At 60.0% G+C, this 25,354-nt stretch carries 19 protein-coding genes; 11 read left to right on the top strand and 8 right to left on the bottom strand.

Features of this window, described 5'->3' with window-relative positions; genetic code table 11:
- Positions 1-204 precede the first annotated feature (204 nt).
- Entirely contained in the window at positions 205-702 is a 498-nt protein-coding gene (locus AB4Z27_RS15770) for a cupin domain-containing protein (RefSeq protein ID WP_441644789.1), read from the top strand.
- 42 nt (positions 703-744) lie between these two features.
- Complete coding sequence (locus tag AB4Z27_RS15765; protein WP_441644788.1) at positions 745-1,395, top strand: DsbA family protein; 651 nt, start codon at positions 745-747, stop codon at positions 1,393-1,395.
- 15 nt (positions 1,396-1,410) lie between these two features.
- Here the strand turns inward: AB4Z27_RS15765 and AB4Z27_RS15760 are convergent, their stop codons facing one another.
- A complete protein-coding gene (locus AB4Z27_RS15760; protein ID WP_441644787.1) occupies positions 1,411-3,339 on the bottom strand; it encodes an ATP-binding protein in 1,929 nt (642 codons plus the stop codon).
- The gene (locus tag AB4Z27_RS15755) at positions 3,332-4,039 is read right to left on the bottom strand and encodes a LuxR C-terminal-related transcriptional regulator (protein WP_441593123.1); all 708 of its coding nucleotides are present in this window, start codon (positions 4,037-4,039) and stop codon (positions 3,332-3,334) included. Before AB4Z27_RS15755 ends, AB4Z27_RS15760 begins: the two co-directional genes overlap by 8 nt.
- Positions 4,040-4,443: 404 nt before the next feature.
- Between AB4Z27_RS15755 and AB4Z27_RS15750 the strand changes: the two genes are divergently transcribed.
- Positions 4,444-5,628 (top strand): hypothetical protein, encoded by a 1,185-nt coding sequence (locus tag AB4Z27_RS15750; protein ID WP_441644786.1) that lies wholly within the window; start codon positions 4,444-4,446, stop codon positions 5,626-5,628.
- Between the two features lie 730 nt (positions 5,629-6,358).
- Here AB4Z27_RS15750 and AB4Z27_RS15745 read toward each other — a convergent pair.
- Positions 6,359-6,919 carry a primase 1D-like protein gene (locus AB4Z27_RS15745; protein ID WP_441644785.1) on the bottom strand — a complete coding sequence of 187 codons (561 nt, stop codon included), beginning with the start codon at positions 6,917-6,919 and terminating at the stop codon, positions 6,359-6,361.
- A complete protein-coding gene (dgt, locus tag AB4Z27_RS15740) occupies positions 6,916-8,364 on the bottom strand; it encodes a dGTPase (protein WP_441644784.1) in 1,449 nt (482 codons plus the stop codon). The genes AB4Z27_RS15745 and dgt overlap by 4 nt, the downstream gene beginning before the upstream one ends.
- Before the next feature lie 759 nt (positions 8,365-9,123).
- On the opposite strand from dgt, the gene AB4Z27_RS15735 reads away from it, so the two are divergent.
- A complete protein-coding gene (locus tag AB4Z27_RS15735) occupies positions 9,124-10,476 on the top strand; it encodes a deoxyguanosinetriphosphate triphosphohydrolase (protein ID WP_441644783.1) in 1,353 nt (450 codons plus the stop codon).
- A gap of 69 nt (positions 10,477-10,545) precedes the next feature.
- A complete protein-coding gene (locus tag AB4Z27_RS15730; protein WP_441644782.1) occupies positions 10,546-13,953 on the top strand; it encodes a TM0106 family RecB-like putative nuclease in 3,408 nt (1,135 codons plus the stop codon).
- Between the two features lie 314 nt (positions 13,954-14,267).
- On the opposite strand, the gene AB4Z27_RS15725 is transcribed toward AB4Z27_RS15730, so the two are convergent.
- From AB4Z27_RS15725 to AB4Z27_RS15710, 4 genes are all read right to left on the bottom strand, one after another.
- Positions 14,268-14,546: a hypothetical protein gene (locus AB4Z27_RS15725; RefSeq protein ID WP_441644781.1), complete on the bottom strand. Its 279-nt coding sequence runs from the start codon at positions 14,544-14,546 to the stop codon at positions 14,268-14,270.
- Between the two features lie 72 nt (positions 14,547-14,618).
- Complete coding sequence (locus AB4Z27_RS15720; protein ID WP_441644780.1) at positions 14,619-15,692, bottom strand: helix-turn-helix transcriptional regulator; 1,074 nt, start codon at positions 15,690-15,692, stop codon at positions 14,619-14,621.
- A gap of 67 nt (positions 15,693-15,759) precedes the next feature.
- A complete protein-coding gene (locus AB4Z27_RS15715) occupies positions 15,760-15,921 on the bottom strand; it encodes a hypothetical protein (protein WP_441644779.1) in 162 nt (53 codons plus the stop codon).
- An 18-nt stretch (positions 15,922-15,939) separates the two neighbouring features.
- Positions 15,940-16,761, bottom strand: a complete 822-nt coding sequence (locus tag AB4Z27_RS15710) for a helix-turn-helix transcriptional regulator (RefSeq protein ID WP_441644778.1) — start codon at positions 16,759-16,761, stop codon at positions 15,940-15,942.
- Between the two features lie 196 nt (positions 16,762-16,957).
- On the opposite strand from AB4Z27_RS15710, the gene AB4Z27_RS15705 reads away from it, so the two are divergent.
- The 6 genes from AB4Z27_RS15705 to AB4Z27_RS15680 all read left to right on the top strand — a co-directional run bounded on the left by AB4Z27_RS15705 (position 16,958) and on the right by AB4Z27_RS15680 (position 25,332).
- Complete coding sequence (locus AB4Z27_RS15705; protein WP_441644777.1) at positions 16,958-20,647, top strand: ATP-binding protein; 3,690 nt, start codon at positions 16,958-16,960, stop codon at positions 20,645-20,647.
- Positions 20,640-21,263: a hypothetical protein gene (locus tag AB4Z27_RS15700; RefSeq protein ID WP_441644776.1), complete on the top strand. Its 624-nt coding sequence runs from the start codon at positions 20,640-20,642 to the stop codon at positions 21,261-21,263. The genes AB4Z27_RS15705 and AB4Z27_RS15700 overlap by 8 nt, the downstream gene beginning before the upstream one ends.
- 5 nt (positions 21,264-21,268) lie before the next feature.
- A complete protein-coding gene (locus AB4Z27_RS15695; RefSeq protein ID WP_441644775.1) occupies positions 21,269-22,504 on the top strand; it encodes a hypothetical protein in 1,236 nt (411 codons plus the stop codon).
- A complete protein-coding gene (locus AB4Z27_RS15690; protein ID WP_441644774.1) occupies positions 22,501-23,346 on the top strand; it encodes a DUF7281 domain-containing protein in 846 nt (281 codons plus the stop codon). Before AB4Z27_RS15695 ends, AB4Z27_RS15690 begins: the two co-directional genes overlap by 4 nt.
- 676 nt (positions 23,347-24,022) lie before the next feature.
- Positions 24,023-24,598, top strand: a complete 576-nt coding sequence (locus AB4Z27_RS15685; RefSeq protein ID WP_177219951.1) for a DUF4255 domain-containing protein — start codon at positions 24,023-24,025, stop codon at positions 24,596-24,598.
- Between the two features lie 71 nt (positions 24,599-24,669).
- Entirely contained in the window at positions 24,670-25,332 is a 663-nt protein-coding gene (locus AB4Z27_RS15680) for a hypothetical protein (RefSeq protein ID WP_441644773.1), read from the top strand.
- Positions 25,333-25,354 lie beyond the last annotated feature (22 nt).

The raw sequence follows: 25,354 nt of genomic DNA, 5'->3' as shown, positions 1-25,354 counted from the left end.
CGGAAGACGTCCGCAAGAGCTTCGTGTCGTTGCGATAGCGCGGACACGTGAGTCGGGGACTTTGGGGCGCGGACTTGTTCCACCATGTATCAATTCAAGTTCTCCTGGATGGCTTCATCGGGCCAATCCGCGCTTCTATAGTGCTCTCCATCGCTGGAGGCAAGGCARCACGCCGATGCTTCAAGCACGTCAGGAGATAGACACATGACATTCTTTGCGAAACGCATCGGCGTAGGGTTGGCACTGGCCACMACCCTCGCGGCCGGGACTGGATGGGCGGCCRGCCTGTCGCCCACGTCCAACGGGGCCATCCTGCAGGAGGACMTTCAGTGGTCGTCCTTCCCAGCCTTTCCAAAACGTGCGCGCCTGTCGGTGCTGGTYGGAGATCCGTCGGCCGCGGGGCCTTACGTGGTGCGCGTCAACGTGCCCGCAGGCGTGAAGTTGATGCCGCACGTGCATCGAGAGGATCGGGTYTACACCGTGATCTCAGGGGTGTTCTATATCGGTATCGGCGAGGAGTTCGAGCCGCAGAAGCTGGTCGCATATCCCCCGGGCAGCGTCATCGTGTTGCCGGGTGGCACGCCGCATTTCCACTGGGCCCGGTCGGGGGACTATGTCACCCAGGTAAGCGGGAATGGCCCGCTTGGGATCGACTACGTGAACGTCGAAGACGATCCGCGCCAGAAGGCACACATCCACTGARTCGCAGCCTTGCGGCGAGCTAAAAAAGATTGAAGGAATGATATGGAACTGSTCTATGTTGCCGACCCGATGTGCTCKTGGTGCTATGGATTCGGCAAGGAATTGACGGAAGTCCGCAAAATCTTGCCCGATCTGCCGCTSCGGATCGTAGTGGGTGGCATCCGAGCGGGGGCCACCGATATCCTCGACGACGCCGGCAAGCGATTCCGCCTGCATCATTGGGGCCTGGTGGAGAACGCAAGCGGCCTGCCGTTCAATCGCGAGGGGCTGATGGCTCGGGAGAACTTCGTCTACGACACGGAACCCATCTGCCGCGCCGTCGTCACGGCTCGCCTGCTGGTMCCGCAGKGCGACCTCCTGACGCTATTCCGTGCCTTGCAGGAAGCGTTCTATGTCGAYGCCCGCGACACCACCGACGGCAAGGTGCTAGCGGAAGTCGCCGCGCAAGCGCTGAATCGGCAAGGCCATGACGTCTCCGCGAAGACGTTCCTGGATCAGTGGTCCAGCGACGCCGCCATCGCGGCCACCATCGAAGACTTCCATACCGCACGCAGTTGGGGCATTTCAAGTTTCCCGGCGCTGCGCTTRCATCATGGCGGTCGTCTGTACCGCGTCTCGGACGGCTACGCACGAGCCGGCGATATCGCGCAACAACTGACGCGTGTGATCGATGCCGCCAGTGCGGCCGCTTGACGAAGGAGGAAGCCGCTAGCCCACATCCAGCGAAGCGGTCACCGGCGCAATTGGCAGGCTCAACGTGAACCACGTGCCTGTTGCGTCCGGCTCCCAGGATACCGCTGCATCGAGGGCCGACGCGCGGCGCTGCACGTTGGCGAGGCCTCTGCCGCCGTGTGCCAGTGGCACGCCGGTGGGGTCGAACGGCGTGCCGTTGTCGTGCACACGCACCATCACYRCGTGGTCGTCGTGGCTGGTCTGCACGCRGATCGCGGTCGCGTGGCTGTGCTTGAGCACGTTCGTGAACACTTCCTGCAGGATGCGCAGGATGTGGAGGGCGCTCTGGGCGCCGAGCCACTGCAGCGGCGGGATGTCGTCGACGTCCCACGTAAGCGAGATGCCCGCGGCTTCGAGCCTCGACCCCAGCCGGTAGCGCAACGTGGCCAGCAGCAGCAACAGGTCCGTCGATACCGGTTCCAGCGAGTCAATTGTCAGCTTGAGGTCGTCGATGCATTCGCGCAGCACCTGGGCGATATCGTCGGCGCGCGCCGTGCCGGATGGGTCCTTCTCGACCATGCGCAAGGCGCTGATCAACGATGATCCGAGGCCGTCATGCATGTCCTGCAGCAGCCGCTGTCGCTCACGCGTCAGCGTCTCGCGGCGCTCCACATCGCGCAGTTGCCGATGGCTTTCCAGCAGTTCCGCCTCCCGCTGCGCCAGGCGCAGCGAGAGGTTGGCGTTGGCCTGCGCCACCTCATCCAGCGCGCTGGTATAGCGGCGATACATCAGCACCATGAACAGCAGCAGCTGCACGCATCCCAGGTAGGACAGCAGGTAGATACCCTCGATATCGATGCGGTAGTTCTGCAGCAGCACGTCATGCACGGCGATCGGCGTGCTCATCGCATTCCAGGCCGAGAACGTCAGCGCCTCGCGCGACCTGGCTAGCCAGGCAGCCCGCAAGGCCGCAATCGACACCACGAGGTTCAGCGCCACCAGCAGCAACTGGGACAGCGGGTAGAGGAACACCACATGCGTGAGCCACGACAGTGGCAGCGTGCTGGTGGCCAGGAACACGACCGAGCAGTACAGCGCGGCTTCCAGGCGCCGGTAGCGCAGGCCCAGATATCGGAAGATGAACAGGTAGCAGGCCAGGATCAGCCACGCGATACTGTTGAAGGCCAGCCAGCTGAACCAGGCCTCCGGAATCGGCAATGGGTCCTGGCCAACCAGATACTGGAGTGTGTGCAGGAAATAGGCCCCTGCGGCCAGGAAGCACAGCAGGTAGCGCGTTTCGTCGCGGCGCCGGAGCCAGACCAGCAACGAGAAGATGCCGACCGCAAGCAGGCCGCCGCTGGACAGATAGGGAAACTGCGTCTGGAGGAAGCTTCGTGCTGCGTAGCGCCAGAACAAGTCGTCGCGGGTGCCAATCCGCACCGACGACAGGGCGGCGCCGACCTGACCCACCACATCGATACGGATGACGATGTCGCGCGGCGCCTGCCCGAGCGCGATCCACAAGGGATAGTTGTAGCCGTTCCATACCGGCCCGCCGCGAGACTGCCAGAGCTGCTCGCCGTCCGCGTACACGGTGAGGCGTCCCACGGTCTGCCAGCGCGGCGCGTAGAGGTAGAGGGGTTCGCCGGCAGCGGCCGTGGCCGCCGGAAGCGCCAGTCTGACCCAGACCGTTTCGATCTGGCCTGACCCCACCTCATCGGGTGTCACGTGACGCGGCACGGCCATCGGCAGCGGCGTATCCCGCCATGCTTCGCCGGCGGCGGGCAGCGCGAGCTGCGGCGGAAGCCGGTCGAGCGTGCCGCCGGGCGTGATCCGTAGCTGCGCCGAGGTGATGTGCCAGGGCAGGACCTCCGCCAGCGCGCCCTGGAGCGAACCCGCCAGCAGCAGGGCCAGGACGAAGGGGAGCCACCGCCGCCATGTCGGCGTGCCCGCGCCGTCAGTCATCGCGCAGCAGGCCATGTTGCCGGGCCACGTTGATGGCCTCGACCTTCGAATGGACGTCCAGTTTGACGTAGATGCGTCGGACATAGGTCAGCAGCGTATGTCTCGATACGCCGATCCGTTGCGCAATTTCGTCGTGCGAGAAGCCCCGCGTGATGTCGTTCAGGACCTCATATTCGCGCGGGGATAGGGCGGAAGGCTTCGGGCCGGCCGCTGCCTGGGGGGCTCGCACCGGCGCATCGGCTGGCGGCGCCTGCAGGCGGGACAGCACCTGGCGGGCGATCAGCGGACTGATCGGGCTGCCGCCCTGATGCAGTGACCGCAGCTCCCGCACGATATGGGCCGCCGTGCTGTCCTTGAGCAGGTAGCCGGTGGCGCCCGCGGCAATCGACTGCATGACGTGGCTTTCGTCGCCGAAGACCGTGGCCACCATCACATCGCAGCGCGGCCATGCCACGCGTGCCGCGCGGATGGCATCGATGCCGGACCCGTCGGGCAGCCCCAGATCGACAACGAGGATGTCTGCGGCAGGGGCCGATTGCAGCAGCGCCAGCCCATCGCACAACGTCGTGACGACGCCAGCGGTGCGCATGTCGGGCGCGCTGGACAGCGCCTCGAGGAATGCCGCACTGAAACCGGGATCGTCCTCGATCAGGGCGACGCGGATGGGCGGGGAAAGGGGAGAGGAGCGGTCAGTGGACACGGGAGGWCGAATGCGAGACGAACGGGTCGASGCACGACATGCAACGGCCCGTGCAGCCGCTATCCCCCCACGATCGTGGGGCATGACGGCTTGTCGCACGATCTGGGGACATACAGCCCGAAAACCCAAGGCTATGATCCAGCCGGATTGTTGCACGCACGGGACCGGATGCAAAGACGGCGCGCGCGGGCATGCACCAAAACAACAGGCTCGACGAGCCAACAGACTAACGAACGGGGAAGGGTCGCAGAATGAAACGGGAAACCTGGGTGAAGGCATGGGCGGCCCTGGCGGTCAGTGTTGCACTGGGCGCATGCGGCGGGGACGGGGGAAACAACGGGGGAAACAACGGGGGGAACGGCGCGGGCAGTGGTGGCGGTAACGGCGGCGCGGGGACGCCATCGATGCCCGAAACACCGAGCACCCCGGGCAATCCGGAGACGCCCGCGACGCCGCAGGCCGTGACGTACCTGGGCGTGATCAGCTTTGGCGACACGCTTGCCGTGACGCTCGATGCCCCGGCCGCAGGCCAGGTTCGGATCCGCTTCTCCGATTCGGCGTTCGGGCTGGCTGGTGCGGTGATCGGCCACTACGTCAAGAACGGGAACSTCTACACGGTCAGCGCGCTCGAGGCCGACAGCGCCGAACCGCCGCCGGCTTTCGTGACCGCGCTGCTGGGCTCGGTGACCGCGTCGTTCACGGTGTCGGGCACCACGCTGACGGGCGAGATCTCCGGCCTGCCGAAACAGCTCGGCAACGGCAAGCTGTCGGGACAGGTCACGGCAAGCAGTGTCAGCACGCCGGTGACGGCCGCCGATTTGGCCGGTACCTACACCTTCCTGCGCGGACAATCCACGTACTACGCAAGTTCCGGAAACCTCCAGATTCAGTACGGCATGGGCGGTCAGATGCGCGTGGGCGCCGACGGTACCGTGCGGCTGTGCCAGGCTGGCACGTACAGCGACACCTGCAGCATGGGCCTCGCCGGCACACTCGCGCTGGCGGACCAGACGCGCTACCCGGGCGCCTACACGCTGACCCTGGGTGGCAAGGTCTGGGGACAGGTCTTCCCGCTGAAGACGAGCGGCGTCACTGCGCTGTACCTCGACCACCTTCAACTCGATTCCGCAGGCAACCGCATGACCGGCACGGGCGTCTTCCGGCCCGCCCAGACGCTGACGGCGAGCCAGGTAGCCGGGCAGTGGGTCTGCCGGCAGCCGGGCGTGTCGTATGCCGCTGTCACGGGTCTCGGCATTAGTGCCGCGCTCGATGGTTCGATGCAGGAGGAAGCGCTGACCATTTCCGGCACGGGTTCGGTCACCAGTGCCGGGACCGGACAGGTCGCCTCGCTGGCGCTGAATCRGGCCAACAACCTGCTCGGCGTCTCATCGCCGGCCGCCATCCAGGGCACCATGTACGCGGACTGGATCGTGCCGGCGGTTCCGCCCAACACCGTCACGGGCCTGCGCACGCAGGTGTTCATGCCGCTCGACGAGAACAGCATGGCCTACTACGCCGAGGTGACCAGCAAGCCGACCGACCCGAGGAATTGGACGTTCGTCGTGCAGGGGATGTGTCGGAAGGGGTAGCCGTAGAGCATTATGCCGGTGGACTTGCCATGAACTGGCCTGGCCATCGGCTGGGATGGCTTTTGGCGTTGGCTTTTTCCAGATTGGCTGCCGTGCGCCCAACGCACGGCGGCCAATTGTGCATTTCCGGGTTGAGCGATTGGCGCGCTGCTGATCAATAACTCTGGCGCCCTCCCAGAGTTGGGCCACCGCGCCAACGAAAGCATGGGTCTCGCAGTTTCGATGACACCACGGCGTCCCTCAGCAGATCCGCCGGACTCCCCCTAAAGACTGGGTTTCGACATGGCCTCAGAGCGTCCAGGCAGCATTGCTTGGAAGCACGATGCGCGCGGCGAGCGGCGTCGGTTGCGCATGCACGTCGCTCGGGACGTCTGTCACACAAATCGATCCATATCGATAAGGTTTGTTATCGATACAGCAGCATGTTGTGGGGCAGGACATCGATTCGCTGAAACACCTGACTTGGTGTCTCGGGTCCACATTTGGGTCTTGTTGGGACGAAAATGAATGCTCGCCCGGCATCTGGCTGAAGGGTGTGCCGCGTCAGCAGCGCTCATCTCGTCAAGAGCTGCTGACCCTCGGGCGATTTCGTTGTGGGGCGGATTTCCTGCCGAACTCCCAATTTAAAATGCCTATTGCAGTGTTTTTGTCGTTGGGTAGGGCCGCAGGTCAGATGCCTCCAAAAATTGACTGCTTCAGACTGGACCATCGTCAGCCGGCCGCCTTGCCGTCACCGCATGACAAGTTGCGGCATTTGAATATATTGCTTCGTGTTGCAACTCCAGCGGAGCGCTGAGTAGCCAGCAATAAGCCGGTGCCCAACCCATCGTGGGTCAATCAACGGAAAAAGATTGGGTCTGTTGGCGAGTAGCAGTCGTCCCATCAACTCCCGCCATTCGACCGCCGTAATGAGTGTTACTCCATAGCCATGGAATGAGCGACCGCTGTCAAACCACAGCACACAGTCAGATATCTTGTGGCCGAGGTACTCGTTCAGTTTGGCCAGTTGGGCACGACTTTGGGTCGCAAAATCGACCATTGGAATGTGAAAGGTCTCTCCATCGAGGACGATGCTGGAATGCAAGGCCAGTTCCATACCTGCTGGCAGCCCGTCAAGGGTAGACTGCACCCAAGGGCGCGTTACCTCGGCTATCGCAACGTTGAATGTGCGGCGCTTATCCTCGAGACTCTGCGGCTCGTATTCGTACACGCCGAAGGTGCAGAGCGCCGAGTCTCCATACTGCTGTCTCAAGCGTTCCAGCACCACCAGTGGATGCGTGTCAAAATTCATCGCTGTCCGTCGCCTACGCGGATTCCCGACAGCAACTGGAAGGTCTTCAGTGCGAAGCTGTCAGTCATGCCACAAATATAGTCCAAAATCAGATGTGCCCGGGCGTGCCATTCCTCAATAGCGCCGTGGTTCCGCGATACGGAAACACGATAGGCGCGCAGCGCGGCATCAGGCAACATATGTGCGAGCCGCATTTCCAGATCGAAGTGATGTTCCTTGCAGTACGCCACGTCATCCTCAAGTATGGGCCACGCATCTTTGGCAGGTAGCTGCAGGATGCGTGCGAAATTCTCGAGGAGCCCATAGACCACTGCATTCCCGGCGAGTTCGACATGCTCTGCCTCCGGGGAAGTGTAGACGTGCCGCGCGACACTCTTTCGAATCGCGGAGAATACGCGCTCAAGGACGCTTTTAGGCTCTATGAGCTCAACGTGTTCTCCGGCACAGATTGCGTCATGATGGTCGACGAACCGTCTTGCGACATGGCGGACGGCCTCGTTGAAGATGCGGGTCCGGACTTGGACAAATTTCGACGTGCGCGCATCCTCCTTAGCGCTGAGGAGGTCTTGCAACTCCGTCCTCTGTTGCTCCGGTAACCCCTCGTCAGCGGCTTTGGCTTCGACTTCGGATATGAATCTATCAAAGGTAATGAGTCGCTTTTCGATGCCATCTTCTATGTCGCTGAGGCAGTACGCGATATCGTCCGCCGCTTCCATCAGCGCCGCGATGGGAAAACGCTGCCGTTCTCCAAGTGCGAATGACGTGCGAATTTTGGCCACAACGTCCGCTTCCGTATTGAAGTAGCCCGGTTTTTTGCAGACTCTGGGTTTGTCGGTGACATCCTGCGGCAGCGGCACATATTTCAGATAGCTGGCTAGCTGGCTGTACGTGAGGTTCAAGCCGGTCGTGCCATCCTCTCCTTGTAGCCTTGTTACGATTCGGAAGCCCTGCGCATTGCCATCGAATCGGAGGAAATCCTGGTACGGTCCGTCAAGGTAGGTAGTGTCGCTTGACTCACCGACGGCAGCTTCGAAGGCCCCTTGGCCAGCCGTCTTGAACCATGTACGAATGGCTGCTTCGCCGAAGTGTCCAAAGGGCGGGTTGCCGATGTCGTGTAAGAGGCAGGCGTTTTCCACCAGAGTTATGAATGCGGATTGACGGTCAGAAAGGCCAAGCTCGCCAAGCTTGTTGGCTTCCTCAAATCGGGAAAGCACTTCTTGCGCGACGTAGCGTCCAACGTGAGCAACCTCCAGTGAATGCGTCAGCCGGCTACGCACCGCTGCATTTCCTTCGAGGGGGAACACCTGGGCCTTGTTCTGCAGTCGGCGAAAGGGGCTCGAGAAAATGATTCTCCCACGGTCACTTTCTATCGCTTGGTTGACGTCCGCGAATGTTCGGGTACTTTGTTCTGCCCGTTCTTGGGTAATCCAGCCAGAGTATTGCATTGTTGTCCCGTTGTTTCTGCTTTGATTCGCCATTATATCGAGCGCGAGGCCTCGGCGTGTTCAGTTGGTAAGAAGGGGGGAAGGCACCAAGCGGCCCTCGACCGATGTGCGACACTCCAAGGTAAAACTCTGCCGGGGCATAGTCGCAATGGCCAAGGGTTGCTTTCTCAGGAGACAATAGTAAGACGCTAGATTCCGGTTTGGCGAGGTCCAAAATGCCGTCGACAAAACTGCACCATCAATGTTGCGATTCTCTGCGAGGCCTTCTCTACCCAGACTTTAGATACCGCTCGGCGGCGGCAGAGATGATTTTTGCGTTGGTCGTAACAGCAGGAATCCAGAATGGGGCGCCGTCCCTACCGGCAAGTTTCTCGGTGACATCACGATTCACGACGCGCGGACTGACATAGAGGAAAAGGTATCTGCGAATTACGCGCCCCCCATTCGGAGGGAGCACAGCGATAAGCATGCGAGCTACCATGGGAATCAATTGACCATCATCGTTGCATCTATGCCAGCAGTGAAACGTTTATTTCATTTCAGGTGAACAGGTAAAACACTCAGGAATACCGATCGATTTTTCGCGTGGGGGAAGTTTCGTTAAACGGAAACGTGGCCCGTGGGCAGTGCTAGGGATGCAACAAGCAGGCAAACACATAAGAAGAACTCAACTATCGGCTTGCGTGAACTTTGCTCCGGCCCCAGCAGCCGAAGATCAAGGGAAGAGGCGGGCGGAGTGGTCTTGAGTGGAGGAAAAGCATGGAGTGGTCAAAACTTTTATCAGTTAAGCGCCTGGGGAGAGAGCCGGAAGCTGCAGGCAGCGAGCCGCTGCCACGAACAGAGTTCACAAGGGATTACGATCGAATCATCTTCTCCTCTGCCTTTCGCCGGCTTCAGGACAAGACCCAAGTTTTTCCGCTTGCCAAGAGCGACTACATTCGAACGAGGCTGACGCACAGTCTCGAGGTTGCCAGCGTCGGTCGATCGCTTGGCATGATGGTCACGGAAACAATCCTCGAACGCGACAAGCCTTTGGCAGGTTCCGTAGTGGCCCAAGACGTGGGAAGCGTAGTCGCCGTTGCCTGCCTTGCGCATGATATTGGCAATCCACCGTTTGGGCACTCAGGTGAAGATGCGATCCAGGAATGGTTTGAGACGGGGCGTGAAGGGGCCAACTATGCAAGCCGATTGCTGCCCGGGTCTCAGCTTCGCGATCTCCTGAAGTTCGAAGGTAACGCGCAGGGCTTTCGTACGGTGGCGACCCTGCAGTTTCCCGACCAGAAAGGCGGAATGCAGTTGACGAGCGCAGTATTGGGCGCGTTTACGAAGTATCCGCGTGAGTCCGAAGTGGAAGACAGCCAAGCTCAAGGCAAATCCGGTGCGAAGTTCGGGTTCATGCAATCCGAGAAGCCGCTGTTCGAGGAGCTTGCGGGTGAGCTAGGCCTCATCAGGAAACGCGGTGACGGGCTCGCTTGGCATAGGCACCCCCTGGCATTCCTTGTCGAGGCCGCGGACGATATCTGCTATCACATCATGGATATCGAAGATGGTTTCCGCGCGGGGGTGGTTAGTTTCGAGGAACTCCGCGATCTCCATCGGCCTTGGTTGAATGACAGAAGCCTTGAACGCGCCGACCGGTTGGGGGACGACGAACGCAGGGCCGAGTACTTCCGGGCCGTGACGGTGAACGCGCTGATCCACGCGACGGTTGCGGTGTTCAATCAGCACTATGACGGGTTGATGAACGGTGCGTTTGACGAAGAACTCACCAAGCAAATCGAATACGCCGGCCATTTCCAGCGGTTCAAGGACGTAGCGGTTCGTCAGGTGTATTGTGCCAAGCCGGTCGTCGAGGTGGAAGCGTGCGGCTTCGAGGTCATCAGCGGGCTTCTGTCGGCATTTGTGGGCGCGGTTGAAAACAAGGCGAAAAATCCGAAGAAGCCGCCTTCACGGGCCCGCACGCTGCTCAGTCTGATGCCAGGAGGCAATGCGCCATTTGACACGATGTCGGAGTATGAGCGTCTGATTCGCGTGACCGATTTCGTCTCCGGTATGACGGATTCGTACGCTGTCGACCTTTATCAGCGTATCCGAGGCATATCCCTTCCCTGAGCACGGCGGGCCTCCGACGAGCTTGTGTTTCGGCGGCTGTGGTCCGCCGGTGTGACATTGAGGCACAGCATGCAAAAGAAAAATGGGTCGTACTTGTTCTCCGCGTCAGACATCGTATCCTTTCTCGAATGCGAACACAGCACGACACTTGGCCTTCAGAATCTCGAGACACCTCTCGAAAAGGCGCCCGAAGATCCGCAGTTGAAGTTGATTCAGGACAAGGGGCTCGCGCACGAGAAGGCCTATTTTGAGAAACTCATCCAGGGCCGGTCGTGGGTTGATGTCAACGCGGAGGGTGATTCGGTGGAAGCGCGGGTGACCGCGACCCGCAAAGCCATGCAAGAGGGCGTGGACGTTATCTTTCAGGCCGCATTTTTGTATGGTCAGTACCTGGGCTACGCAGACTTTCTCGTGAGGGTCGATTCGCCTTCGCAGCTTGGCGCGTACAGCTATGAAGTTCAGGATACGAAGCTAGCCCGTTCCGCTCGCGGGAAATTCATCATCCAGCTCTGCTTCTATTCCTGGCTCCTAAGCCGAGAACAGGGAACTATGCCGCAGTCGATGCAGGTAGTCCTCGGCAGCGGGCATGTGGCCACTTTTCGTGTGGCTGACTATTTCATGTATTTTCGGGATGTGCTGGCTCGCTTCGAGCGCCGCATCGCGGAGGGTGAAGCGGTCAATACGTATCCGGATCCGTGCGACAAATGCTCGCAGTGTGAGTGGATTAATCTGTGCGATGGTAGGCGGTCCGATGATGACCATCTGTCGTACGTCGCCAATATCTCGAAGGCACAAATCAAGAAGCTCTCGGAGAGTGGCGTTACTACGCTCGCCGAACTCGCCGTGATGCCGGCACAAGTGTCGATCCCCAAGCTGGCACCAAAGACGCTCGAGCGCTTGCGAGCGCAGGCAGCACTTCAACTCAAGGCGCGCAACGAGGGTGGCATACACCTCGAATTGCTTCCCAAGGTAGACCAGGGACTGCGTGGCTTTGAGCGGTTACCGATGCCGAGTGCAGGGGACATGTACTTCGACATGGAAGGCGATCCATTGGAGGAAGGCGGTCTCGAGTATCTGTTCGGGCTGTATATCGTCGATGATGGGGTCGAAGAATTTGTTCCATTCTGGGCGCATACACGAGCGGAGGAAAGGCTGGCGTTCGAGCGGTTCATCGATTTCGTCTACGAACGGCTGCGGAAGTACCCTGACGCACACATCTATCACTACGCAGCTTATGAGGCGACGGCCCTGAAGAAGCTGATGTCGATGCATGGCACCCGCGAAGCCGAGGTCGATGGTCTGCTGCGAAGGGGCAAGCTCGTCGATCTCTACAAGGTTGTGCGCGAAGCGTTGCTGATCTCCGAACCCAGCTACTCTATCAAGTACGTGGAGAAGTTCTATCTGGGCCAGCGGGTAGGTGACGTGACGAATGCTGGCGCCAGTATTCTCTACTATGAAAAATGGAAGGAGACAAAGGACCCCAGACTGCTCCAGGAGATCGCCGACTACAACCGCGATGACGTCCTGTCTACCTTTAAGTTGCATCAATGGCTTTGCCAGCTGCGACCCGAGGCAATGCCTTGGGCCATCTTGGCGGCGTCTGCTAGTGGTGCAGCATCCCCAACTGTGGAAGTCGGCGAGAAGAAGCCCATCGAGGTCCGGCTCGAGGAGTTTGAGCGGACGATGTGTGACGGGATACCTGAGCGCGAGGACGAGAGAACTGAGCAGGATCAGCATCGATTGGTGGCGTATCAGCTTCTTGACTACCACCGACGCGAGCAGAAGCCGGAGTGGTGGGCCTACTTCGATCGCATGGACATGACCGAGGCAGAGATGATCGAGGATGTCGAATGCATCGGGGGTGCAACACTGGACCGGACCGTCGAGCGTGAGAAGGTCAAGGCTTCCTACCGGTACACCTATCGCTTTCCGCCGCAAGAGACGAAACTGCGCGGACCCAAAGCGATGGATTTGCGGTCTTCAAGGAGCTTGTCAAACGTTCAGGTGCTACACGGAGAAGGGCGCCTCACCTTTACCCTTGGAGCGAAGAGCGAGGCGCCGGATGTCCTGGCGTTGGGGCCGGACCGGCCGGTGGGCTATGACGTCATTGTCGATGCTGTATTTCGCTACGCTGCGTCGCTGGGGGACGCGCAGGCAAACGCGGCGAGTCGCTTTCCCGCAATTGACGATCTTCTGCGGCGCCGTCTGCCCCGGATCCACAACATTCCGGAAGGCAGGGCGCTCATCGACGAGGCAGCCCCCCTCCTGCCGCAGGTGGTCGAGGCTGTGTTGGGCATGCAAGAGACCACATTGTTTCTTCAAGGTCCTCCAGGCGCGGGGAAAACCTACACCGGCTCCCGGGTCATCCTTGCGCTCCTACAGGCCGGCAAGCGCGTGGGCGTCTCCTCCAACAGCCACCATGCGATCAACAACCTGCTACGGGCGGTAGAGGTGGCGGCCGCGGAGCAGAGCTTCGTGTTCTCCGGTGTCAAGAAGTCCTCGAAAGACCAGGAGGATGGCTGGATAAAAGGCGAACTGATCAGGGACGTTTTCGAGAATGAGGAGGTATCAGGCAGCGGTGCACAACTGCTTGCCGGCACCGCCTGGCTATTCTCGCGCGAGGAGCTGGAAGGCGAACTTGACTATCTGTTTGTCGATGAGGCTGGCCAGGTGTCGCTAGGCAACGTGGTGGGCATGGGTATTTCGGCCCGCAACATTGTCCTGTTGGGCGATCAGATGCAGTTGGGACAGCCGACAAAGGGCGTGCATCCGGGCAACTCAGGCCAGTCGGTACTGGAGTACCTTTTGGATGGGTTGTCGACCATTCCGGCGGCGCAAGGCATTTTCCTGAACACCACCTATCGCATGCATCCCGATGTGTGCGAGTTCATCTCCGAAGCCATTTACGACGGCCGACTGACTTCGCACGAGAAGACGGCGCGCCAAGGTCTGGTCCTCAATGAGGCAGCGCACTCGGCCCTTGCGCCTTCGGGCATCAGGTTCGTCCCGGTCATCCACGACGGCAACGCGCAGGAAAGTCAGGAAGAAGCCGATGTGATCCGGGACCTGTATGCAAGTTTGCTCGAGCAGGAGTTCCTGGATGGCGAGGGGAATCGGTGCCGATTTACGCCAGGTGACATTCTTGTGGTGGCCCCCTACAACATGCAGGTCAATCTCCTGCGGAAATGTCTGCCGGCTGGCGCCAGGATCGGCACAGTTGACAAGTTTCAGGGGCAGGAAGCGCAGGTTGTCATCATCTCCATGGCAACGTCCAACGCAGACTATCTGCCGCGCAACATCGAGTTCCTGTTTAGCAAGAATCGTCTGAACGTTGCCCCGTCAAGGGCGAAGTCCCTAGCGTTGCTGGTGGCCTCGCCCGAGTTGACGTCGATTCGCTGCAAGACGCCGGAGCAAATGACCTTGGTGAACACGCTGTGCTGGGTGGGGCAGACGTCGGTACAGCAGGCGCAGCGTTGACTGCGCTGGCGCGCTGCGGGAGCTGACTTCAATCGCTCTCGGCCCCGCCCCAGGGATAGTTGTCGATAAATGTTGCGATCCCAATCTTTGCGAATGGGATCGCGCAGCTCACCCGCGGTCATTTCAGGGGTTCTTTTCGGACTCCTTTGAACGGGTCACCGTCCTTTTTCTGATCCATGAACCGGCCGGTATCCGAATCGCGCTTCGTCCAGTTCTGGGTGACAGGATTGTAGACTTGCGACCGGTCACGTACCGCGCCACGTCGAGCGTTGTCGCCAATAGGGGGGTTCTTAGCCATTTCGTAACTCGCTGATTTAGACGTTGAAGCTATGGGTCCACTGGGGCAGACCGGCACGGGACAGGTAATCGACCAGATTGGGGCTGCCAAAGAACTGCAGCCGGCCGTTGGCCGTGAAGGCAAGTGCTGATTGGTCGACTTGCAGATTCGATGCCCGCGCTTGAGCCGTCAGTTGAGCCAACAATTGGCTATTGTCCGACGACGAGCCAGAGCTTGATCTTGCGTCGAATACGGCAAAATTGATCCAGCCGCCGCTGCGTGCGCGCTCCCGAAGGTGCGCAAAATTCACTCTCATGAGATTTCTCCTTGCCGGAACCCATTGCCGGCATGGAGCAATTCTGCAGAGAGCACTAGCTCAAATAGTGACCTAGTGATCGGTCGGTGGGCGATTCTTCTCTGCTGCGGCGCACAATGCAGCGTGGAGGTGCTCGCGAAGCTCCGGTGGGTCGAGCACTTCCACTTCCGGGCAATGGCGCAGCAGGTCCATTACGAGCTCCTGATCGTTCGAGTAGGGTACTTCCAGGATGTAGTCGCCGTCGCTGGTCGTGACACTTGTTTGATCTGGGTGCCAGCGTTCGGCCGCCACCCATTGTGCTCGCTTGGCAGTAAATTTGATGCGGGCGCGGTGCTTCGCGGGACCCGCGAAGATGCCGTACCCACTCTCGAAGTGCGCGCGCAGGTCTTCCCGGGAAACCCGTTCAGCCGCGGTGGGCAGCACGGTTATCTCCCTGATTGCTTCCAGCGCAAAGGTTCGAAGTGCATTTCTTTGGTGGCACCATACGTCAAGGAGCCAGTTTTCACGGTAATGGACCATCTGCTGCGGCGAGGCCACTCGTTCGGTGAGCTCCTGCTTGTCCCGATTCCAGTAAGTGAGCGCCACACGCTTGCCCTCTAGAACTGCGCAGGCCACGCGGCGGAAGTGCTCCGGCTCGATGGCGCGAGGGGCAAAGTGGATGAGTTTTATCCGTTCCTCGATGTGAGGAGACGCGGCTGCGCCTTGGGCTAGCATTGCGCGCAAGCGGTTTCGCAACGGTGCAACGTCCTCATCGAGCAGGCCCGGCTGAATCCCCTCCAGCAGGTGCAGCATCGTGAGAAGGGCGAGGATTTCGGCAGAACTGAACCAGATGCCCGGTAGCTCGAACCGGCCGCCCTCGGCCAAGTCATCGCGAATGACGTAGCCACGTCCACGTTCGGTGGCACTCCATTCGATATGGCAACCGAATCGGTTCTTCAGGAACTCGATATCCCGTTTGACGGATGCCACAGAAATCTCAAGCTCCTTCGTTAGCGTGGCCATCGGTACGGGACCGCGCTTGCGCAGAAGTTGGATGATCTTGCCGAACCGCTCAATCGAGATCTTCGCCGCGCGGCGCTTGGGCTCTGAGGAGCCGCTAGCCCGTTGACTTTGTTTGCCCGTAGGTTTGGCTTCGCGCTTTGGCATGGTAGCGTGGAGTATCTCGCATTGACGGGCGTATCTGATGCAACGGGGATCGCCAGCACCCTTGTTCCTAAGCAATGCTCATATGAGAAGAAACAGTTGCTTTCGGGCAATCTGGACTAGAGGCGACGTCGGAAAGTAAGCCAGCATCCCCGAAGTGGCTCAAACGTTTTTTCGGTAACGCATCACTGCGCTGTGCGTCCACTAGCTTTTCCTGTTCTTGCATCTGCATGCTATTCGGTGACCGATCCTACCGCAGTTGAGCAACGAAGAGCTGGTGTGCGGCAGGATCGTCGCTGACCTCCGGGTCAAATTTCGCTTTGACGTAGAAGAGCATCGCCTGTCTCAGGTTCAGCGTCGTTTCCATGCTCTTCGGCGGCAGGTCGTATTCCGCCGCGATCGCTTGCCGCTTCTCTTCTTCGAGGCCAGGGTTGGGCGTCACGAGCACCTCGACGAAGGTATTCCAATCGTGGTCACGTTCAGGATCAACGTCAGATTGCTTGATATGCCGGGTGGAGAGAATCCGGCCCAGCACGAAATCCCGAAATTCGCTCCGTGTGTGGCAAAACGCGCGCACGTGCCAGCGTTCGCCATCGGACGCGAAAGCGTGCGGGGAAAGCCACCGCCATGTCGGCTTCGCCCCCGTCATCGACTGGTATTGCACTTCGATCTTTTGCCGTTCGCGTACGGCTGCCACGATCGCTTGTAGCACTTGCGGCGTAGCGCGACGTTTCGGTAGCGGCCAGTTCGCGACGGGGACGAGCTGCGATGGGACGCCCGCGAATTCGTCCAGCGTCGTCGGCTCGATCAGTCTTGGCATGAACCCGGGCAGCGGGAGATAGCGCCTGCGCGATTTGTTGTACTCCATGTTGTTCGGGTACCGCTCCATGTAGGTGCGGAAATCCTTCGCAGCCTGTATCGGGTTGATTCCGAATGCATCAATCAGGTCAGCTCGCTGCAACTCTCCTCGCCAGAATAGGCAGCGTTCAATATGCATCAACCGCTGAATGACTGTGAGCGGCAGATCATTGGGGCGGTTCGCGGAACCTGTTTGATCGGTGTTCTGAGGCACGGGGCTGGTCCTACCCCAGAATCCCCGAGGCGCGGGTGGCGTGACGCGTCCCACAGGCACGGAGCCGATGCTGTGGATTTGTCCAGTATTGACAAATGCTAACACCAACCATTACCTTACGCTATAGGTAGTATAAAGCTACATATAGCACAAAGCGACATACATGCGCCAAGCGCGCGGCTACGGAGGTTTCAGGTTGAGCGATCAAGTGAATTTGCACGGCGATCCATCGGGTTCACGTTTCGCACTGCAGCGCGTGATTCTGATCGACTCGTACACCGAGGGGCGAATCACCGAATTGCCGCTTGCCGGCGGCACCGCGATCACGGGGCGGAATGGTCGAGGGAAGACATCCCTGCTGCGTCTCATCCCAGCGTTCTATGGAGAGCGTCCCGATCGGATCGTAAAGCCAGTCAGCAACCAGAAGAATTTTGCGCGCTACTACTTGCCCAGATCCACGTCGTATATCGTCTATGAATATCGGCGTGATGACATCGTGTGCTGCGCCATCCTGTGCGCGGATCAGTCCGGCGATGGCGTCGAGTACCGCTTCGCGCGGAGTGTGTACCAGCGGGAATGGTTCGTGCACGACGACGAAACCACCCTCGTCGCGAGCTCGAACCTCCTTGAACGGCTAAAGTTGCGGGGCGTAATCTGTACGCGGAAAATGCCGCTTGACCAGTATCGGGCGATCATCCAGGGAAAGCGTGCGCATGGCTCCGACCTGAAGCAACATCGCCGGGACATCCTGGAATACGCCTTCTGCCCCAGCAGTCAGCCCCTCCCGCATATCGAGCGCATCGTGTTCGGCATGTTTATGCGCAAGACCAACTTCGCGGACTTGCAACGCATGATCGTGGCCACCGTAACCGATGCCGGTGGGCAGATTTCGCTTGGCGCGGAGCGCAAGAAGATCGAGAGCTGGCCGGATGCCTTCGAGAGCTATACGGCAGTCATGGCCGAGGCGCATCGCATGGAGGCGGTGCAAAAGGCCTACGACGCAGTGCTCGCAGCTGAACAGGAACTTCGGAACATCCATGCGAGGTTCCTGTCGTTGGACCGATCCCTCGAAGATGATCAAGTAATGAAGCGGCGCGAGCACGAAGCGGCCAAGCAGGATCTGGAAAAGGCCGAGCAGGAGCATAGTGCGGCCCTTCGAATTATTCTCGATAAACTCGACCAAACCGAACGTAACCTTGATGCGATTTCTGGGAAGCTCAATCAACTGAGTCAGAAGCACGCGTCCTATCAGAACCAAGGGGTGGCGGCGAAGGCTACCCTTCTCGATCGTGAAGAGGAGATCGCTCAAGCCAGGCAGCACCTTGAATCACGCAAGGCTGCACTGCTGAGCGCGCAAACGAACATCGAGGACGAGTACCGAAAAATTCTGGACACCTTGCGCCTCGAATACACCGAGCGACTCCCTAATTTTGAACGACAACGCTCCGAAGCCAGGGAAGCGCATCAGGCGCGGGTAGACGCACTCTCCGCGGATTTCGATCAGCAAGAGTGCGAAGTACGGCAGGCATCCGCCTCCAGCGAGAAGGGGTTGCAGGAAGCTGCCAGTCTCGCCAGCGAGGCAGTAGGCAAGTCCAAGGCGCAGTTTACCAATCCGCAACCCGACTTGGCGCTCGTTGAGATCGCGGAGCAGCAGGAGGCGAAGGTGGATGATGCCCGCGCGAAGCACCAGGGCGCCATCGAGCACGAAGGCGAAGCACAAAAGACGTATGAGGCGGCCCGAAACTCCTTTGCACACACTGAGAATGCCCTGCGCGTATCGCAGGCTGAATCCCAAAAGCTTGACCAGGCCCTCAAGTCCTTGCTCATGCATGCTTCGCCAGACGAGAACAGTGTGCTCCACGTCTTGCGTAGCCAGCGTCCGGAGTGGACGCAGGACATCGCAAAGGTTCTGCGAGACGACATCCTGAACCGCACCGATCTTTCGCCGATCGTCGGTGCGATTCAGGACAGCGTTTATGGCCTCCAGTTGGACCTTGAGCTGTTGGATACGCCTCTCGTGGCCGACGAATCCGCACTGCAGCGTGAGATCGACGCTGCCCGTGAGACCATGCAGAGGCAAAAAGATCGCGTCTCGCAACAGGAAGCGATCCTCGCTCAGCGCAGCGCTGATCGGGCCGCGGCCGAAGACATGAAAGGTCTGAAGTCTAGTGAAGCCGCGATCGCAAAATCGGCACTATTGTCGGCTGAGAAACAGCTAAAGACAGCACGTGCCGATGTTCAGCGCAGCCGGGAGGCCGCGAAAGAACAGGCGCGAGATGCTCATGACAAAGCAGCGCGCCATCTGGACGAGGCTACGCAGCGCCTGTCGCAGCATCGCGTCCGCCTTGAACAGGATGTGGCGTCGCTACGGGCACGACAGCAGCAACGTAGGGACGAAAGCGGGCGAACGCTTGAGCAACTACTTGTCGACATTCATGGAAAAGAGGCGGCAGCCACGAAACGCTTCGAAGACGCCTGCGCCCAGGTCAATACCGACCGAACAGCGAAGTTGAAGGAACGCGGTATCGACACGAGTGCATTGACGGAACTCGAGCAACAGATCGACGCGGCGGCAAAGGAGATGAAAATCATCAACCAGTCGCGAAACCTGATTCTGGAATGGCGTCTCTGGCTGAGCGGGGAATGGAGCCAAAAATCCGCCCATGAGGAAGCGCTCACGAAGGTGCAGTCAGAGAAGTCGGTCCTTGAAGAGGCCAAGGTCGCTTCTGTCAAGGCATGGCACGACGACAAGAGCCGGCGCTCACGGGTGATTAGTGATCTCGCGCAAAAGCTGGCCGAACTCGACACGCAGCGTAGTCGGGTGGCGAGCCATCGAAAAGCACTTGACCCCTACCCGGTCAATCAGAATGTGCTGCTGGACTACGACGCGGCATGGACGCTCATCGCGCTCGTTGGGCAAACGAGCGATCAGATTCGAGCCGTCAAGATGCACGAAGATCGGCTTCGTCAGGAGATCGACACCCTCAAACGGGTGTTCATCGCAAGTCGGAACTCTCCGGCCGATCAATACTATGATACCCAACGTCAGATGATAGGACCGGACCGTTCCGAGCGGCCTCGGGAGTGGGTGCCGGCATTCAAGGCATGGTTTTCGAGCGAACATGAGCACTACCGGAACCTGCTCCGCGTCGACGCCAGAACGATCGCCGAGGCGGTGGGGGACTTCCGTGATCGCATGGACACCTTTCACCGGAAGGTTCAGCAATTCAATCGCGAACTGCAAGAGAGCCTCAATTCCAATCAGGGCTTTGAGAGCATCGGCAGCCTCAGTATCGAGATCGTGTCGTCCATTCGCGAGCTCGAATACTGGAGCACGATCGAAAAGGTCGCCGAGTCGCGGCGTGAATGGATGGCTGGGGATCTAGCCGATTTGCCGCCGCCCGACTTTGCCGCCGCGCTCCGCGAACTGCTGAATCACTGGCAGTTGAAAGAGGGGATTCTGGCTGAACTGACCAACCTCGTGCGCATCCAGGGAGACGTCGTCGAGAATGGGAACCGACGCCCGTTCAAAAAGGCCGAGGATCTGGAAACGATCTCCTCGAATGGTCTTTCCTATATCGTCATGGTTCTCATCTTCGTTGGCTTCATCAACCGTGTGCGGAGCAAGGCTCCCGTCAACGTAGTGTGGGCGCTTGATGAGATCAAGGATCTCGATATCGGTAACGTCGAATTGCTGATGGATATCCTGACGAAGAACAATATCACGCTGGTGTCGGCCTGCCCCGACCCCGATCCGGATGTGCTGGCACTCTTTCGAAACCGACGATCGATTCGAGCCGACCGGTGCATCTACGATCCGTCCGATGTGACACGTGCCGATGCACGACTGATCGCCGACGAGATTGGGGAGGTTGACAATGTTTGAGCAAGCCATGTCGCTACTGCTCTCCGGCGAGTTCGTCTGTGAGGTGCGGTACCCGGAGGCCTACCGTTTCCTCGCGGTGGAATCCAACCAGAAGGATGCAAACTCTTACCTGATCCGAATCGGTAGAACACTGGCCGCGACCGAGCAGGGCGGCGCGTGGTACGGGGCCTACGATCGCATTGACCAGGACGAGAGGCGCGCCATCAAAGAAGAATTTGCGCGAATCAAGCAGCAGATTCGCTTTCTCGTAGATTTCTTCGTGAAGTCCATGAGAGCCACCGGGCGCGAGGTGTTCTATTCGAGGGGCGACAAGATCGAAGCGCATGCACTGATGGCCGCCATCGATGGAAATCCCGGATTGCGCGCTGAATTTCAGGCGCTGGGTAACGTGGGGCGAGGTGTAGCGACGGACGGCAAGATGAAGGGCAGTCTCGACCGGAAACTTCGCATGCTGGTTGACGAGGGCTATCTTATCGTCGCAAATGCCGAGCGAGAGATCTATCAGGTCACGGGGAAAATCGAGTACTTGACCGAAATTGTTCAATTCCTGATGACGGCGGACAACATTGCCGACGATATCGAAGAGGACCAGAACACTTCGGCGCAATTATTCTAGTCACCATGGCTGATAAATCCGACCTCGTCATCAACCACCTGAGCGAACTCTACAAGTACAGGGAACTGGTTGCGGCTGCCTACCATCATGGTTCTGTCAATGCGTCCGACGATCCGGAGGGCGGGCGCGGCCTGTACAAGCTGAATCAAGCGCGCATCCTGGTGCCATATCGGGAAGGCACCTACCGCCTCGCAACCTCGTTGGCAAAGCATCTGGACGAAATCCTGCAAATTGAGCGACTCTACTCAGCCGTCGGTGCCGATGTGGCCGATGTGGCCAAGCGCCTGCCCGAGATTGCCAGCCTTGTTGCGGACGCTGCGTTCGACGGTCGTACTGACGACGCGGATCGCTATATTGACGAGTTTGACCGCGCGGTATTCGAGTTGGCGGACGGCGTCATTGGCGCACTACAATTTCTGCGGATACTGGCAGATAACCGCTTCGCGAACGTGAACACCTACGCCGAAAAGCGTCGCCAGAACGAGTTCTATCTGGAGCGGGTCGAGCGGATCAGTCAGGCATTGGGGGCAATTCAGTCGAACGACATGATCCAATCGCTTGAATCAACGCCTGAGGGTGAGCGACTCCTGGAATCGTATCGTTCGCAGATCGCGAACCATCTTTCCGAGTGGCGGGCTCAGCTGCTCGACATTACGGCGATCCTGCGCGAATACCTCTTCCGGACGCGCCAGATTGAATTGATCGCACGACGTATGCGGGCCTTTGAGCTTTTCTTGAAGCGAACGCCGTACTACGTGCCTGCGGATCTCGATGCCACCACGGACACGCCGCAATGGGTACGACGGGCCACGGGCTTCTCGCTGGTCGCACACCCGTGCGTACAGGATGCGTCTCAGGACGAGATTCTTCTCGACATCGCGAGAACCATTCCGGCCGTCAAGCCCCCAAGCACCAACCTGCCCCGGCTCGGGACCTTGTTGCCGGATGCACCGGTCTTGCCCGACGAACTCGAGGCAAAAACAAAACCGTGGCAGGAAGCCATGTCGACCTTGCTCGGAGCCGTGGACGCGACGCCGATTTCGGCTCTGACTTGGAAAGCGGGATGCCCCGAGATCGCCTCGCTCGACGACGACATTTGGTTGCTGTGCCTGTTGCACGAAGAGGCGCTACGTCGCAAGCGCAGCGCAGATGTGCGCTTCGAGGCCGTCACGGTGTCGGCAGATCGCCTGTCCGGCATGATCCGGATCACCGATATCATGATCTCGAAGGCGCCACAATGATCGACAAGGGCCTTGCGCTAAGCCTGCTCAGGGTAGTCCAAAGCTCGGCCGAGCGCGTCGAGTTCGGTGCGTCTGCCACCCTTCGGAAGTTCGTTACAGATAGCGGCATCGGCTTAGTGCAGGGTGAGAAAGTTTTCTTCAATGAGGGCCACAAGGAACGCATCCGGGCATGGCTTAACGCCGACAACATTGACCCCGATACACCAGTGGATGCCTGGTCAAGGCTTGGTCGCGCCGAAGCCTTGGACATCGGCCCGAATGAGAAGTGGGCAGGCGAAGCGGTACGCGCACAGCGGATCGCGATCAAGGCGCTTAAGGGAAGGCCGTTACTTGTCGATAGCCAACGCATCTATCTGCCGCCACTTGCGAACATGGAGTGGAGTTGCACGGACGCGCTTCAGTATCTTCGCCACGATGCTGTCATCGTCGTAGAGAACTGGGAGGCGTTTGAGCGAATCGACGACCTGAAAGTGGACCTGAGCCACGTTTCGACGAACCCGCTGATCTTATGGCGAGGTGGCGGAGCCGGATCGTCAGTAGGTACGGCAATGCGATTCGTGGAGGCATATGGCCGCCCCGTGTGGTCTGCGCCCGACTACGATCCAGAGGGACTGGCAATCGCGTCGCGTTTGCCTCATCTCGTAGGCGTCCTCGCACCGCAGGACAACGTACTGCGGAGACTTCTGGCGGAATCGAAGTTGCATAGTCGCTACAGCCAGCAGCTGCCTGGTGCTCTGGCGTCGCTGGAACAAGCAACGCATCCTGATGTGAAACGGCTGTGGGCGCTTGTCCGCGCAAGTGCCAACGCGCTTCCGCAGGAACGCTTGTGCCCAAAGCCGTAACGTGTCCGGCCGTCCTTGCATGCAGTCGGTGGAGTATTCAATGAAGCCGTCTGATATCAACAAGTTCTAAGCCTGTGGGGTGCAGCCGTCCCTGGCCAGTCAATAGAAGAAGTACGGGTATAGATCGTAGGTCGGAGCATGATTCTGACCTACGCACCTCATTTAACATAAATTGCGTTCGACATCCTCGCCAAGCGCTGTCGCGAGATACTTGTGTCTGCCACCGAATATCTGCGCCAACACCTAGGTTGGGAAGGCGCTGCTCGTCACCGATGGCAATTTCCGAACCAATCAGTATCGACAGTGGTTCTCCAAAATAGGCGCAGCACCCCCCACCGTCAGACAATCACGTACCCCTACAGAGCAATGTCAGGCGCAGGCCGTCTCTGACAATATCCGCCGACCGAGAAATCGGTAAGACCTAAATTCGCGTTCTGACCGCTGCCAATGCGCAGCGGTTTTTTTTTGTGCGTGTCACGCGTGCGCCGGGGGCCGCCAGTCCCCAGCGCCTACCTGAGATACCCCTCGAAAGTACTACCTAGGGATTTCCGAACCCGGGTTCAGACAATTACCGATGGCCGGCAGGTGTGGCGCCGCGCAACATCCACGCGGTCAAGCAGACGTCAGGTTGAAGGAGCCCAGTGGTGAAGCCAGTGATAGCCGGTCGGGAGCGGGTGTGATTGATACCGCGCTCGCCCATCTCGCCTTGCAGTTGAATCAGATGTTCCGCCGCCGCGTGGTGCTGGCGGAGGACATGGTCGTTGTGTCCAACCTGCAGGAGCTGGGGGGAGGCGCGGTGCCTTCGGTAGCCAACAAGCTGGTGCTGTTCCTGGGCGGGATCGAGCGCGATACTGCCGCGCATCGGGCGCGCGGCGCCGTCACGGCCGAGCAGGGCAGCCGCGTGGCCGGCGCCGAGCCGCTGTTCCTGAACCTGCTGGTGGTCTGCGCGGCCACGTTCAGTGGGCAGACTTACCCCGAGGCGCTGCGCGCCCTGGCCGACGCCATCACGTTCTTCCAGGCCACCCCGGTGTTCGACCATCAGAACACCCCTGACCTCGACCCCCGAATCGACCGCATCGTGCTCAATATCGAAAACCTGAGCACGGGCGAGATGCATAGTCTGTGGAGCATCCACGGCGGCCACTACCTGCCCTCGGTGCTGTATCGCGTGCGGCTCGTGTGCCTGGACCCCGCTGCGACGCAACGTCGCGACCCGCTGGTGGGGCGCCCCGAGGTGGGTGTTCGGCCATGACGTCCGGCTATCGTGCGGTCACCGCGCTGTCCATCCGACATYCGTAYTTCTCYGCGGGATGGCCGGGCGCCTTGCACCTCGCGCCGGAGCCGCCCACGGCAGCGCTGGTGTCCCGTTTTGGCCTGCTGCTGCGCGGCGAGCCGCGCCGCTTCGTGATCATGGCGGAAGCCAGCCAGCTCGACACCTTCTGGCGCGCGCGCGACGAATGGCCTGAAGCCGGCCTGTCGTTCACGGCCCGCTCCGCCGATCCGCTCTGGGCCTACTACACCGACGTGCGTGCCCCTGTCTTTGCGGAAAGMCCGACGACCGGTGCCCTGCGCGTGAATTTTCCGCTGGCCTCGCGCGATTGCCCGACGCTGGCCGACTGGCTCGCCGCCGCGCCACYCGACCATRTTATCGACGTGCCGGTGCGCCATACGTTCTGGAAATACCTGCTGATCGGCGACTGGGGCACGCTGGATACGCTGCATTGCGCGGATCTTGCCGGCGCGGTCAGCTTTGCCGAGCCGGTGCCCGAGACGCTGCCGGACGGCGCCACCGTGACTGCCATCCGCTCGGCCGCGCCGCTGCCGCTGGCGGAGCGCCCGCGCCACCGTTTCCAGTTGCGCCGCGCATCGGGTGCGGGCGCCCGCGTGCTGGTGCCGCGCCTGCCGATGGCAGCCCCTGTGGCGTTGCGCCGGGAAGTCATCGACGGTGCGCTGTGCGATGTATCAGAGATCTTTGTCAACCGCTAACCGTTTTCACCGGGAGAGTGTG

The organism is Cupriavidus sp. KB_39, from assembly GCF_052114485.1.
Lineage (GTDB): Bacteria > Pseudomonadota > Gammaproteobacteria > Burkholderiales > Burkholderiaceae > Cupriavidus.
Note: the sequence above shows the minus strand (reverse complement) of the source record. Positions and strands in the feature narration are given on the sequence as shown.

Coding starts and splice junctions, on each gene's coding strand:
- AB4Z27_RS15745 (WP_441644785.1), bottom strand. CDS start 6,919: ATGAATTTTGACACGCATCCACTGGTGGTGCTGGAACGCTTGAGACAG.
- dgt (WP_441644784.1), bottom strand. CDS start 8,364: ATGCAATACTCTGGCTGGATTACCCAAGAACGGGCAGAACAAAGTACC.
- AB4Z27_RS15735 (WP_441644783.1), top strand. CDS start 9,124: ATGGAGTGGTCAAAACTTTTATCAGTTAAGCGCCTGGGGAGAGAGCCG.
- AB4Z27_RS15730 (WP_441644782.1), top strand. CDS start 10,546: ATGCAAAAGAAAAATGGGTCGTACTTGTTCTCCGCGTCAGACATCGTA.
- AB4Z27_RS15725 (WP_441644781.1), bottom strand. CDS start 14,546: ATGAGAGTGAATTTTGCGCACCTTCGGGAGCGCGCACGCAGCGGCGGC.
- AB4Z27_RS15720 (WP_441644780.1), bottom strand. CDS start 15,692: ATGCCAAAGCGCGAAGCCAAACCTACGGGCAAACAAAGTCAACGGGCT.
- AB4Z27_RS15715 (WP_441644779.1), bottom strand. CDS start 15,921: ATGCAGATGCAAGAACAGGAAAAGCTAGTGGACGCACAGCGCAGTGAT.
- AB4Z27_RS15700 (WP_441644776.1), top strand. CDS start 20,640: ATGTTTGAGCAAGCCATGTCGCTACTGCTCTCCGGCGAGTTCGTCTGT.
- AB4Z27_RS15695 (WP_441644775.1), top strand. CDS start 21,269: ATGGCTGATAAATCCGACCTCGTCATCAACCACCTGAGCGAACTCTAC.
- AB4Z27_RS15690 (WP_441644774.1), top strand. CDS start 22,501: ATGATCGACAAGGGCCTTGCGCTAAGCCTGCTCAGGGTAGTCCAAAGC.